The organism is Kitasatospora purpeofusca (genome assembly GCF_036010405.1).
Classification (GTDB): Bacteria; Actinomycetota; Actinomycetes; order Streptomycetales; family Streptomycetaceae; genus Kitasatospora; species Kitasatospora purpeofusca.
In genome coordinates this window covers 3,637,708-3,650,619 of record NZ_CP108561.1, presented here as the reverse complement: position 1 = coordinate 3,650,619, position 12,912 = coordinate 3,637,708, and the positions used below count along the sequence as shown (strand labels likewise).

General features: G+C 72.3%; 8 protein-coding genes. 6 read left to right on the top strand and 2 right to left on the bottom strand.

The annotated features are described in order from the left end of the window. Positions 1-84: 84 nt before the first annotated feature. A complete protein-coding gene (gene acnA, locus OG715_RS15880; RefSeq protein WP_266269423.1) occupies positions 85-2,733 on the top strand; it encodes an aconitate hydratase AcnA in 2,649 nt (882 codons plus the stop codon). Between the two features lie 192 nt (positions 2,734-2,925). Then, entirely contained in the window at positions 2,926-4,233 is a 1,308-nt protein-coding gene (locus tag OG715_RS15875; protein ID WP_266269422.1) for a glycoside hydrolase family 18 protein, read from the top strand. A gap of 102 nt (positions 4,234-4,335) precedes the next feature. Here OG715_RS15875 and pepN read toward each other — a convergent pair whose 3' ends face one another. After that, positions 4,336-6,900, bottom strand: a complete 2,565-nt coding sequence (pepN, locus tag OG715_RS15870) for an aminopeptidase N (protein ID WP_266269421.1) — start codon at positions 6,898-6,900, stop codon at positions 4,336-4,338. A gap of 268 nt (positions 6,901-7,168) precedes the next feature. Here pepN and OG715_RS15865 point away from each other — a divergent pair, with 268 nt between their 5' ends. After that, entirely contained in the window at positions 7,169-7,828 is a 660-nt protein-coding gene (locus tag OG715_RS15865; protein ID WP_266269420.1) for a mycothiol-dependent nitroreductase Rv2466c family protein, read from the top strand. 84 nt (positions 7,829-7,912) lie between these two features. Here the strand turns inward: OG715_RS15865 and OG715_RS15860 are convergent, their stop codons facing one another. Further along, positions 7,913-9,334 (bottom strand): amino acid permease, encoded by a 1,422-nt coding sequence (locus OG715_RS15860; protein WP_407660981.1) that lies wholly within the window; start codon positions 9,332-9,334, stop codon positions 7,913-7,915. A 336-nt stretch (positions 9,335-9,670) separates the two neighbouring features. Here OG715_RS15860 and OG715_RS15855 point away from each other — a divergent pair, with 336 nt between their 5' ends. The 3 genes from OG715_RS15855 to OG715_RS15845 all read left to right on the top strand — a co-directional run bounded on the left by OG715_RS15855 (position 9,671) and on the right by OG715_RS15845 (position 12,465). Further along, the gene (locus OG715_RS15855; RefSeq protein ID WP_266269419.1) at positions 9,671-10,279 is read left to right on the top strand and encodes a biotin transporter BioY; all 609 of its coding nucleotides are present in this window, start codon (positions 9,671-9,673) and stop codon (positions 10,277-10,279) included. Between the two features lie 58 nt (positions 10,280-10,337). Beyond that, positions 10,338-10,829: a ribose-5-phosphate isomerase gene (locus OG715_RS15850; RefSeq protein WP_266269417.1), complete on the top strand. Its 492-nt coding sequence runs from the start codon at positions 10,338-10,340 to the stop codon at positions 10,827-10,829. Between the two features lie 493 nt (positions 10,830-11,322). Next, positions 11,323-12,465: a PP2C family protein-serine/threonine phosphatase gene (locus OG715_RS15845; RefSeq protein WP_266269416.1), complete on the top strand. Its 1,143-nt coding sequence runs from the start codon at positions 11,323-11,325 to the stop codon at positions 12,463-12,465. The last annotated feature ends 447 nt before the right edge of the window (positions 12,466-12,912 follow it).

The following is a 12,912-nucleotide window of genomic DNA, read 5'->3' as shown; positions in this document are numbered from 1 at the left end:
GTGCGGGCAAGGTAAGCCTAAGTAAGGCTGACCTTACCACCGTGGCGGCCGGATACCGCACGAAGCACCTAGAAGGAGTCAGTCGTGTCCGCGAACAGCTTCGACGCCCGCAGCTCGCTGCAGGTGGGCGACGAGTCGTACGAGATCTTCAAGCTCTCCGCCGTCGAGGGGTCCGAGCGGCTGCCCTACAGCCTCAAGGTGCTGCTGGAGAACCTGCTCCGCACCGAGGACGGCGCCAACATCACCGCCGGCCACATCCGGGCCCTCGGCGACTGGGACGCCGACGCCCAGCCGAGCCAGGAGATCCAGTTCACGCCGGCCCGCGTGATCATGCAGGACTTCACCGGCGTGCCGTGCGTGGTCGACCTCGCCACCATGCGTGAGGCCGTCAAGGAGCTGGGCGGCGACCCGGCCAAGATCAACCCGCTGGCCCCGGCCGAGCTGGTCATCGACCACTCCGTCATCGCGGACAAGTTCGGCACCCCGGACGCCTTCGTCCAGAACGTCGAGATCGAGTACGGCCGCAACAAGGAGCGCTACCAGTTCCTGCGCTGGGGCCAGACCGCGTTCGACGAGTTCAAGGTCGTCCCGCCCGGCACCGGCATCGTCCACCAGGTGAACATCGAGCACCTGGCCCGCACCGTCATGGTCCGCGGCGGCCAGGCCTACCCGGACACCTGCGTCGGCACCGACTCGCACACCACCATGGTCAACGGCCTGGGCGTGCTGGGCTGGGGCGTCGGCGGCATCGAGGCCGAGGCCGCGATGCTCGGCCAGCCGGTCTCCATGCTGATCCCGCGCGTCGTCGGCTTCAAGCTGACCGGCGAGCTGCCGGCCGGCACCACCGCCACCGACCTGGTGCTCACCATCACCGAGATGCTGCGCAAGCACGGTGTGGTCGGCAAGTTCGTCGAGTTCTACGGCGACGGCATCGGCTCGATCCCGCTGGCCAACCGCGCCACCATCGGCAACATGTCGCCGGAGTTCGGCTCGACCTGCGCGATCTTCCCGATCGACACCGAGACGATCAACTACCTGAAGCTCACCGGCCGCGACGCGCAGCAGCTCGCCCTGGTCGAGGCGTACGCCAAGGAGCAGGGCCTCTGGCACGACCCGTCGGTCGAGCCGGTCTACTCCGAGTACCTCGAGCTGGACGTCTCCACCGTCGTCCCGTCGATCTCCGGCCCGAAGCGCCCCCAGGACCGCGTGATCCTGGCCGAGGCCGCCGCGAAGTTCGCCGAGGCGCTGCCGACCTACTCCGCCGAGGCCTCGAAGCCGACCGCCGTCACCGCCCCCGACGGCTCGACCTACGAGATCGACAACGGCGCGGTCGTGATCGCCTCGATCACCTCCTGCACCAACACCTCCAACCCCTCCGTCATGCTGGGCGCCGCCCTGCTGGCGAAGAAGGCCGTGGAGAAGGGCCTGACGGTCAAGCCCTGGGTCAAGACCACCCTGGCGCCGGGCTCCAAGGTCGTCATGGACTACTACGAGAAGGCCGGCCTGCTCCCGTACATGGAGAAGCTGGGCTTCAACCTGGTCGGCTACGGCTGCGTCACCTGCATCGGCAACTCGGGCCCGCTGCCCGAGGAGGTCTCGGCCGCCGTCAACGAGGCCGACCTCGCGGTCGTCTCGGTGCTCTCCGGCAACCGCAACTTCGAGGGCCGGATCAACCCGGACGTCAAGATGAACTACCTGGCCTCCCCGCCGCTGGTGGTCGCCTACGCCCTCGCCGGCAACATGAACATCGACATCACCCGTGACGCCCTGGGCCAGGACGCCGACGGCAACGACGTGTTCCTCGCCGACATCTGGCCGTCCGAGCAGGAGGTCGCCGACACCGTCGCCGGCTCCATCGACGAGGCCATGTTCGACAAGGGCTACCAGGACGTCTTCGCCGGCGACCACCGCTGGCAGTCGCTCCCGGTCCCGACCGGCAACACCTTCGAGTGGGACGCCGAGTCCACCTACGTCCGCAAGCCCCCGTACTTCGAGGGCATGGCCAAGACCCCGAGCCCGGTGAACGACATCGCCGGCGCCCGCGTCCTGGCCAAGCTGGGCGACTCGGTCACCACCGACCACATCTCCCCGGCCGGCAACATCAAGCCGGGCACCCCGGCGGCGCAGTACCTGACCGCCAACGGTGTCGAGAAGCGCGACTTCAACTCCTACGGCTCGCGCCGCGGCAACCACGAGGTCATGATCCGCGGCACCTTCGCCAACATCCGCCTGCGCAACCAGATCGCGCCGGGCACCGAGGGCGGCTACACCCGCGACTTCACCCAGGCCGACGCGCCGGTGTCGTTCATCTACGACGCCTCGCAGAACTACCAGGCCGCCGGCACCCCGCTGGTCGTCCTGGCCGGCAAGGAGTACGGCTCCGGCTCGTCCCGCGACTGGGCTGCCAAGGGCACCGCGCTGCTCGGCGTCAAGGCCGTCATCGCCGAGTCCTACGAGCGCATCCACCGCTCGAACCTGATCGGCATGGGCGTCCTCCCGCTGCAGTTCCCGGAGGGCGAGAACGCCGACTCGCTGGGCCTGACCGGCGAGGAGACCTTCTCCTTCACCGGTGTGACCGAGCTCAACGAGGGCCGCACCCCGAAGACCGTCAAGGTCGTCGCCGGTGACAAGGAGTTCGACGCGGTCGTCCGCATCGACACCCCCGGTGAGGCGGACTACTACCGCAACGGCGGCATCCTGCAGTACGTGCTGCGCAGCCTGATCAACGGCTGACCACCCGGCAGCACCCGCACGGCCTGAAGGGGGCCGGGCCGCGTTCGCGCGGTCCGGCCCCTTGTGCGTGCCCGCCTTTTTGCATGCTGCACCGTCCGGATCCGTCCCCTTGTGCGGCCCGGGCGCAATGGACTAAACCTCTTTGTCGTCTGGTCCAGACCATTTGACGACGCCTCAGAGGACAGGTCAGGTATGCCCACACGTGCCTCCGCCATGCTCGCCGCCGCCACCGTCGCCGCACTGCTGACCACCACCACCGCCACCGCGACCGCCGCCGAGGCCCACGGCCCGAGGCTCAAGGGCCAGCGGGTCGGCTACTTCACCCAGTGGGGCGCGGACAGCTCCGCGAAGCGCGTCCAGGAGACGGGGCAGGCCGGCAGACTCACCGTGATCAACTACGCCTTCGGCAACGTCTCCGCCGACGGCACCTGCTTCGAGACCGACGAGGCCGGCCAGGGCGACGCCCACAACGACTACCGGCGGGCGTTCTCCGCCGCCGACTCGGTGGACGGCGTGGCCGACGCCCCCGGCCAGCGGCTCAAGGGCCACTTCAACCAGCTGCGCAAGCTGAAGGCGAAGAATCCCCGGCTCAGGACCGTGATCTCGCTGGGCGGCTGGAGCTGGTCCAAGTACTTCTCGGACGCCGCAGCCACCGACGAGGCCCGCAGGAAGTTCGTCTCCTCCTGCCTCGACCTCTACCTCAAGGGCGACCTGCCGCGGCTCGCCGGCTCCCCGGAGGGCGGCCCCGGTGCGGCCGCCGGGGTCTTCGACGGCATCGACCTCGACTGGGAGTACCCGGGCGGCGGCGGTGACGCGGGCAACGTGGTCCGCCCCGAGGACGGGCACAACTTCACCCTGCTGGTGGCCGAGTTCCGACGGCAGCTGGACGCCCTGGGCGGCCGCAAGGGCAAGCACTACCTGCTGACCGCCGCGGTCGCCGCCAACGAGACCGTCGCCGACCGGCTGGAGCTGCCCGAGGTCGCGGAGTCCGTCGACTGGCTCAACCTGATGACCTACGACCTGCACGGTCCCTGGGAGGGCAAGGGCCCGGCCAACCACCAGGCCAACCTCTACTCCGACCCGGCCGACCCCGACGCCCGGCAGCGCAGCGCCGACAAGGCCGTGACGCACTACCAGGAGCGCGGCCTGCCCGCCGAGCAGCTCGTCCTCGGCGCGCCGTTCTACGGCCACGGCTGGACCGGCGTGCCGGCCGGGAACCGGGGCGGCCTGTACCAGAAGGCCACCGGCACGGCGCCGGACCTCTCCTACAAGGAGATCGGCGCGCTGCCCGGCCGGACGTACGTGGACCGCGACCACGGCGCGTCCTGGAAGTACGACGGCACCACCTTCTACAGCTTCGACTCGGCCGAGGTGCTCACCGGGAAGGCCCGCTACGTCCGCCGGAACGATCTGGGCGGCGTGATGGTCTGGTCGCTGGACGGCGACGACGCGCGGGGCAGCGGGATCGCCGCCCTGGACCAGGGCCTGCGCGGCAAGTGATCCGCCGCTGATCCGGCGCTGATCCGGCGCTGATCCGGCGCCGGGCAGCCGGTACGACAGGGGCCCGCCGCGACACGTCGCGGCGGGCCCCCGGGCCGTTTCTCAGCCCCGGTCGCAGGCCTGCGCCCGCAGCGCCCTGGCCAGGTCGTCCCGGCGCTCCAGCACCAGTCGGCGCAGCGCGGGCGCCGCGTCCGGGTGGCCGGTCAGCCAGGTGTCGGCCTCGGCCAGGGTGGCCTCGTCGACCTGGGTCTGCGGGAAGAAGCCGCCGACGATCCGCATCGCGATCTCGATGGTCCGCTCGGCCCAGACCCGCTCCAGCAGCTTGAAGTAGGGCGCCGCGTAGAGGGCGGTCAGGTCGCGGTGGCCGGGCACCGCGAAGCCGGCGATGTTGGCCTCGACCAGCGCGTTGGGCAGCTCGTCGGAGTCGATCACGGCGGACCAGGCGGCGGCCTTGGCCTCCGGGGTCGGCCGGGCGGCCAGGCACTGGGTGTGCTGGCGGCGGCCGCTCGCGGTGTTGTCGGCGGCGAGCTCCCCGGCCAGCTCCTCCTCGCCGGCCTGGCCGGACGCGGCCAGCGTCAGCCACAGCGCCCAGCGCAGCTCCTGGTCGACCTCCAGGCCGTCGATCCGGGCGCTGCCGGCCAGCAGGCCGCGGACCAGGCCGAGGTGCTCGGAGCCGTTGGCGGTCTGGGCGAGGAACCGCGCCCAGGCGAGCTGGTGGTCGCTGCCGGGCGCGGCGGCGCGCAGTTCGCGCAGCGCGCTGTCGGCGAGCAGCCGGCCGCCCTCGCCGCGCCAGGCGGGGTCGGCGTAGAGGTCGACGGCGGTCTTGGCCTGGGCGTGCAGCGACTGCAGGACGCCGATGTTGGCCTCCTGGCCGCCGAACCGCAGGACCAGCGCGACGTAGTCGCGGGCCGGCATCAGGGCGTCCCGGGTGAGGTTCCAGACGGCGGACCAGGCGAGCGCGCGGGCCAGGTCGTCCTTGATGTCGCCGAGCCCGGTGCGCAGGGTCTCCAGCGACTCCTCGTCGAAGCGGATCTTGCAGTACGTCAGGTCGTCGTCGTTGAGCAGGACGAGCGCGGGCCGGGCGCGGCCGGCGGCGCCGTCGACGACGGTGCGGGCGCCGGTGACGTCCAGTTCGAAGCGCTCGGTGCGCACCAGCGCGCCGTCGGCGTCGCGGTCGTAGAGGCCGACGGCGATCCGGTGCGGGCGCTGGACGTCGCCGTCCTGGAGCACGGCGAGTTCGGTGATCCGGCCCTCGGCGTCGACGGTGAGCTGCGGGGTGAGGGTGTTGACGCCGGCGGTCTGCAGCCAGGCGGCGGCCCAGGACTTGAGGTCGCGGCCGCTGGTCTCCTCCAGGATGTCCAGCAGGTCGCCGAGTTCGGTGTTGCCGAAGGCGTGCCGCCGGAAGTAGCGGCGGGCACCCTCGAAGAAGGCGTCGGCACCGGCGTACGCCACGAGCTGCTTGAGCACCGAGGCGCCCTTGGCGTAGGTGATGCCGTCGAAGTTGAGCTTGGCGTCCTCGAGGTCCCGGATGTCCGCGGTGATCGGGTGGGTGGTGGGGAACTGGTCCTGCCGGTAGGCCCAGGCCTTGCGCTGGTTGGCGAAGGTGACCCAGGCGGCCTGGTAGCGGGTGCCGGCGCCGACGAGCCCGTAGGAGCCCATGAAGTCGGCGAAGGACTCCTTCAGCCACAGGTCGTCCCACCAGCGCATGGTGACCAGGTCGCCGAACCACATGTGCGCCATCTCGTGCAGGACGACGTTGGCGCGGGCCTCGTAGGCGGCGTCGGTGACCTTCGAGCGGAAGACGAACTCCTCGCGGAAGGTGACGCAGCCGGGGTTCTCCATCGCGCCGATGTTGTACTCGGGGACGAACGCCTGGTCGTACTTGCCGAAGGGGTACGGGTAGTCGAACTTCTCGTGGAAGAAGTCGAGTCCGAGCTTGGTGACGCCGAGGATCTCGTCGGCGTCGAAGTACGGGGCGAGCGAGCGGCGGCAGAGCGCGGCGAGCGGGATGTCGAGCACGGTGCCGTCGGCGACGGTGCGGCTGTAGTGGTCGCGCACGACGTGGTACGGGCCGGCGACGACGGCGGTGAGGTAGGTGGAGATCGGCTGCGTCGGCGCGAACTCCCAGGTGCGGGCGGTGCCGTCCTCGGTGACGCTCTCGTGCGCGGCGTTGGAGCGGACGTCCCAGGCGGCCGGCGCGGTGACGGTGAAGGTGAACGGCGCCTTCAGGTCGGGCTGTTCGAAGGTGGCGAAGACCCGGCGGGCGTCGGCCGGCTCGTAGTGGGTGTAGAGGTAGGTCTCGCCGTCGGCCGGGTCGGTGAAGCGGTGCAGGCCCTCGCCGGTGCGGCTGTAGGCGCAGTCGGCCTCGACGGTGAGCACGTTCTCGCCGGCCAGGCCGTCGACGTGCACCCGGGCGCCGTCGTAGGCGGTGGCCGGGTCGAGGGCGCGGCCGTTGAGGGTGACGGCGCGGACCGAGGGGGCGAGCAGGTCGACGAAGGTCGAGGCGCCCGGCTCGGCGCAGCGGAAGGCGACGGTGGTGGTGGACCGGAACGTCGCGGCCGCCGGATCGGGGGCCGAGGTCAGGTCAAGCCGGACCCGGTAGCTGTCCACGGTGAGGATGCTGGCCCGCTGCTGGGCTTCGTCGCGGCTCAGGTTCTTGCCCGGCACGGCGGTACTCCTTTGTCCGGCTCGCACGGTGGTGCGGTCTTCGCTGGTGCACTGGTGCGGCGCTCTGTGACGCTGCGGGGGCATCCTTTCACGCCCCCCGCGCCGGTACCATTGCACAACTCGTCGGGGCGGGCCGGAATCACCGGCCGGGTCCGGGTGTTGGGGGGTGACGGGGCGGTCGCGCGGGTCCGCGCGGCCCCGGCCCCGACCGTTTTCCCGCCGCTTTTCCTCCCGGACGACTCCGGACGATTCTCGAAGGACGACAGCCGTGACGACTGCCGCTGATTCCGCCGCCGGTTCCACCGCCACCGAGCGCAGGACCGCCGACTTCTGGTTCGACCCGGCCTGTCCGTGGGCGTGGATGAGCTCCCGCTGGCTGATCGAGGTCCAGCAGCTCCGTCCGGTGGACGTGAAGTGGCACGTCATGAGCCTGTCGGTGCTGAACGAGCACCGCGACCTGCCGGCGAACTACCGGGAGCTGCTGGACAACGCCTGGGGCGCGGTGCGGGTGTGCATCGCCGCCGCGGAGAAGCACGGCGAGGAGGTGCTGGGCCGGCTGTACACCGAGCTGGGCACCCGTTTCCACAACCAGGGCCTGCCGCAGGACCGGGAGACGATCGAGGCGGCGCTGGCCGCGGCCGGCCTGCCGGTGGAGCTGGCCGAGGCGGCCGGTACCGACGCCCACGACGACGCCCTGCGGCTCTCGCACCAGGAGGGCATCACCCTGGTCGGCGAGGACGTCGGCACCCCGGTGATCGCGGTCGAGGGCGCGGACGGCGGTCGGGTCGCGTTCTTCGGCCCGGTGGTGACCCCGACCCCGCGTGGCGAGGCCGCGGCCCGGCTGTGGGACGGCACGCTGCTGGTGGCCTCCACCCCGGGCTTCTACGAGCTCAAGCGGACCCGCACCGCGAGCCCGTCCTTCGAGTAGCGGTCGTCGAGCGGCAGCGCCGCACATGCGGGAGGGCCCGGTACCAGGTGGTACCGGGCCCTCCCGCATGTCGGGTCCGGCCCGTCAGTCGGTGGCGGTCGCGGCGGCGGCGTCGCGGCGCTGCTTCATCAGCCCGGCACCGATCAGCAGGGCGACCAGCACCCCGGCGGCGTACAGCTGCTCGCGGTTGCCCTCGGTGGTGGTCATCAGCGCCAGGATGCCGACGACGGCGGCCATCGCGATCCAGGTCAGGTACGGGTAGCCCCACATCCGGACGGTGAGCAGCTCGGGCGTCTCGCGCTCCAGCCGGCGGCGCATCCGCAGCTGGACGACGCAGATGAACAGCCAGACCACCAGGATGGCGACGCCGGTGGTGTTCATCAGCCAGGTGAAGACGGTGTCGGGCCAGAACTTCGCGGCCAGGACGGCGCCGAAGCCGAACAGGCAGGAGGCCAGCACGGCTCGCCGGGGGACCCCGCCGCTCACCTTGGCGAGCGAGCGCGGGCCCTGGCCGCGGCCGACCAGCGAGTACGCCATCCGGGAGGCGCCGTAGATGTTGGCGTTCATCGCGGACAGCAGCGCGATCAGCACCACCACCTGCATGATCGTCCCGGAGCCGGGCACCCCGAGGTGGCTCAGCACGGTGACGTAGGGGCCGTCGGAGACGACCGCCGGGTCCTTCCAGGAGACCAGGGTGACGACCAGGGCCATCGAGCCGATGTAGAAGATCGCGATGCGCCAGACCGCGGTGCGCACGGCGTTGGCGACGTTGCGCTTGGGGTCGTCGGACTCGGCGGCGGCGATGGTGACGGTCTCCAGGCCGCCGTAGGCGAACACGGAGGCGAGCAGGCCGACGATCAGTCCGCTGGTGCCGTTGGGCAGGAAGCCGCCCTGGCCGGTGAGGTTGGCGGTGCCGGGGGCGCCGGGGCCGATCACCCCGGCCAGGCCGAGTCCGCCGAGCACCAGGAAGGCGACGATCGCGGCGACCTTGACGGTGGCGAACCAGAACTCGAACTCGCCGAAGTTCTTCACCGCGGTGAGGTTGCTGGCGCAGAAGAACACCATGAACAGGGCGACCCAGACCCAGGCGGAGACGCCGGGGACCCAGCCGTTGACGATCTTCCCGGCGGCGGTGGCCTCGGCGGCGACGCCGCAGCAGAGCATCACCCAGTACATCCAGCCGGCCGTGATCCCGGCCCAGGGGCCGATCTCCTTCTCCGCGTGCACGGAGAAGGAGCCGGAGGCGGGGCGGGCCGCCGACATCTCGCCGAGCATCCGCATGATCAGCATGACCAGCAGGCCGGAGAGCACGAAGGCCAGGATGATGGCGGGCCCGGCCGCGGCGATGCCCGCGCCGGAGCCGACGAAGAGGCCGGCGCCGATGACGCCGCCGAGCGCGATCATCGAGAGGTGGCGCTGCTTGAGCCCGTGGGAGAGCTGCTGGCCGCCGCCCGGGGGAGCGGGCGTGGTGGTCCCGGGCGCCGTGGGCGCGGAGGTGGGGGCCATGGGGGTGGGATCCAGACTGTTCGACATGCGGTGCGAGTTGCCCAATATCCGGGGACGAGGCCTTCGGCGCCAAGAATGTCCGGTTCGGGCCCAGAATGCGGACCCTGTCATGACTCTACTCGTCCATCCGCTCGCACTCGGTAGTGGAAAGCGGGCGGGAGCGGGCCGGGAGCGGGCGGCGAACGGGGGCGGGACCCGACAAGGACGGGGCCCGGGGGTTTGTCCGGATCCATGGCGGTCCCCCGGGTGATCGACGCGTAGGTTCGGAGTGATCACTCACTCCGTCCGCCGCCCCCCGGGGCCGTCCGGATCCGCACCGTGCCGAGGAGAAGCCCGATGGCCACCGCCAGCACCCCCGTCCCCAGCCGCGCCGTCCTGGCCGACCTGCTGCCCGCCGCCGGCACCCGCCTCGGCACCCAGGCCCGGGACCTCGCCCTGGTCGCCGGGGGCGCCGCCCTCACCGGCCTGGCCGCCCAGCTGTCGGTGAACGTCCCCGGCTCCCCGGTGCCGGTGACCGGCCAGACCTTCGCCGCCCTGCTGGTCGGCACCGCGCTCGGCGCCCGCCGCGGCGTCGCCTCGCTCGGCCTCTACCTGCTGGCCGGGGCGGCGGGCCTGCCGTGGTTCGCCGAGGCCACCTCCGGCTGGGCCGCGGCCTCGTTCGGCTACGTGATCGGCTTCGTGCTCGCGGCCGGCCTGGTCGGCGCCCTGGCCCGGCGCGGCGCCGACCGCTCGCCGGTGCGCACCGCCGCCGCGATGGTCCTCGGCAGCCTCGCCATCTATGCCGTCGGGGTGCCCTACCTGGCGTTCGCGCTCGACGTGCCGCTCGCCCGCGCCGCCGAGCTCGGCCTCTACCCGTACCTGGTCGGCGACGCCCTGAAGGCCGTGCTCGCGGCCGGCGCCCTCCCGCTCGCCTGGAAGCTGCTCGGCGGCCGCCGGGACTCGTGACCGGGGCTCACCGGCCCCCTGCGGAGCCCGGGTACGGGCGCATGCCACACTCATGGGCATGCGCGTGTACCTGGGCTCCGACCATGCCGGATACGAACTGAAGAACCACCTCGTGGAGTGGCTGAAGGAGGCCGGCCACGAGCCGGTCGACTGCGGGCCGCACATCTACGACGCCCTCGACGACTATCCGCCGTTCTGCCTGCGGGCCGCCGAGCGCACCGCCTCGGACCCGCAGTCGCTGGGCATCGTGATCGGCGGCTCGGGCAACGGCGAGGCGATCGCCGCCAACAAGGTCAGGGGCGTCCGCGCCGCGCTGGCCTGGAGCGAGCAGACCGCCGCGCTCGGCCGCGAGCACAACAACGCCAACGTGATCTCCATCGGCGGCCGGATGCACACCGAGGAGGAGGCGACCAAGTTCGTCGAGATCTTCCTCAACACCCCGTACAGCGGCGACGAGCGGCACACCCGCCGGATCGACATGCTGGCCGTGTACGAGACCACCGGCGAGCTCCCGCCGATCCCGGCCCACCACCCGCAGCAGGAGGGCTGACCCTCCCGCCCCTACCGGCCCCCTCGACCGGCCGCGCCCCGACGGCGCGGCCGGTCGCCGTGTTCCCGGGGGCCCGGTACCGGCGGGCCGCCGGTGCTCCGCGGAGCACCCGGAACCGGCCGGACAGCAGCTGTGCGGCAGCTGTACGGCAGCTGTGTGTTCACCGTGTGTTCGCTGTGTGATCGGCCACAGCGCGCACGGCGGCGCGCGCCCGGTCCGACCGCCCGCGCGCAGGCCGCCTGCGCCGCCCGGGCGGTTCGTACGCCCCGTGCCCGTACGCCTCCTGACGCTCCGGACGGCGCCCGCCGCAATCGGCCGAAACCCGCTGACACGCCCGCGCCAGCGGGACATCGCCACCGCCCCGGCCGTCGACGCCGACCGGGAGCGCTGGATATGGTCGGTCCCCATGGCTGGCAGACCGCCGGGCACACCGCCCCAGACGACTGCGACGAGGCCCGGCGCCGTACCGGCGTCCGACCCCGTGACGGCCCGGTTGCGCAAGAGGCTCCGCCGGGTCCGCCGAAGGCTGCGCACTGCCGCCGTCGACTGGTTCCGCGGCGGCGCCGCCGACTGGCCCGTGCTCTGCGCCCTGGCCCTGCTGGTACCGCTGCTGATCGTGCTCAACGTGCGCTGGCCCGCCTGGGCCCCGCCCACCGCCCTGGTCCTGCCGATCCTGGCGGCCGCCCTGCTGCTGCGCCCCGGCTCGCTGGTGGTGCTGTACGCGCTCGCCGCGCTCGGGCTGTCCGCCGAGTCGGTCATCCACACCGGCCAGCGGGTCGCCAGCGACCATCCCGAGGCCTACACCTACGGGGTCACCCCCGGCGCCGCCCTGGTGGTCGGCGCGGCCGGGGTCGGCGGCCTGCTGCTGGCCCAGTTCCGCAGCCGGGTCGGCGTGCCCTGGTGGGGCGGCTCCACGATGCTGTTCGACCTGCGCGAGCGCCTCCGGGTGCAGAGCCGGGTGCCCCGGCTGCCGGAGGGATGGCACGCCGACATGGCGCTGCGCCCCGCCGGCGGGCAGTCCTTCTCCGGCGACTTCGTGGTCGCCGACCGCACCGGCCCCGGCCGGCGGGTGCTGGAGGTGGTCCTCGCGGACGTCTCCGGCAAGGGCATGGACGCGGGCTCCCGGGCCCTGCTGCTCTCCGGCGCGTTCGGCGGACTGCTCGGCTCGCTGCCCGCGCACGACTTCCTCCCGGCCGCCAACGGCTATCTGCTGCGGCAGTCCTGGGAGGAGGGCTTCGCGACAGCCGTGCACCTGGTGCTCGACCTGGACACCGGCGAGTACGAACTGCTCTCGGCCGGCCACCTGCCGGGGATGCAGCGGCTGGCGGGCGCCGGCCGCTGGGAGACCAAGGAGGCCCTGGAGGGCCCGGCGCTGGGCATCTACGACGGCGCCAAGTTCGAGGGCGTGCGGGGACGGCTGAACCGCGGCGACGTGCTGATGCTCTGCACCGACGGCATGGTCGAGGCGCCCGGCCGGGACCTCTCCGAGGGCATGGACCGGCTGATGGGCGAGGCGGACCGGCTGGTGCCGGGCGGCGGTCCGGGCGCCGGCGGCGGCTCGGCGTCCCGGCTGATCGAGACGGTCGCCCGGGACATCAACGACGACCGCGCGGTCCTGCTGATCTGGCGCGACTGAGCGGCGCCCGCGTCCCGGCCGGGGCCCGCAGACCGTGGCATGTGCCAAGGGCAGCTGCTGTCAACCCCCGGAGCTGATCTTCGGCCAATTCCGGTGCTCCGGAGGCGGAGCGGACCTGCCGGTTCCGGTCCGGCCCGCCGAACGTTTCCCGGCCGCTCAGCGGCACCCCGCCGACGATTCGTCAGGATGTCTCGACTATCGTCCCGGTCGGCGGAAACTCGTCTCGCATCGCAGGATGCCGGTGTTCGACAGTCAGTCAGGCCTTTACGCAGTCGGCACGGTCGACCACACTGAGTCCGGGCGGGACTGTTCAGGATTCGGGGGATGGGGGGCGTCACATGCGGCACGAAGGACACCGTGCGGCCGTGCCGGGCGGCCTTCCCTCCGGCTTCGACGGGCCGGACGAACTGCTGTTCCGCCTCGGGACCGTCGGACAGGCCGGGGTCC

Excerpts from the sequence above, each read along its gene's own strand:
- OG715_RS15875 (WP_266269422.1), top strand. The coding sequence starts at position 2,926 with ATGCCCACACGTGCCTCCGCCATGCTCGCCGCCGCCACCGTCGCCGCA.
- OG715_RS15860 (WP_407660981.1), bottom strand. The coding sequence starts at position 9,334 with ATGGCCCCCACCTCCGCGCCCACGGCGCCCGGGACCACCACGCCCGCT.
- OG715_RS15855 (WP_266269419.1), top strand. The coding sequence starts at position 9,671 with ATGGCCACCGCCAGCACCCCCGTCCCCAGCCGCGCCGTCCTGGCCGAC.
- OG715_RS15850 (WP_266269417.1), top strand. The coding sequence starts at position 10,338 with ATGCGCGTGTACCTGGGCTCCGACCATGCCGGATACGAACTGAAGAAC.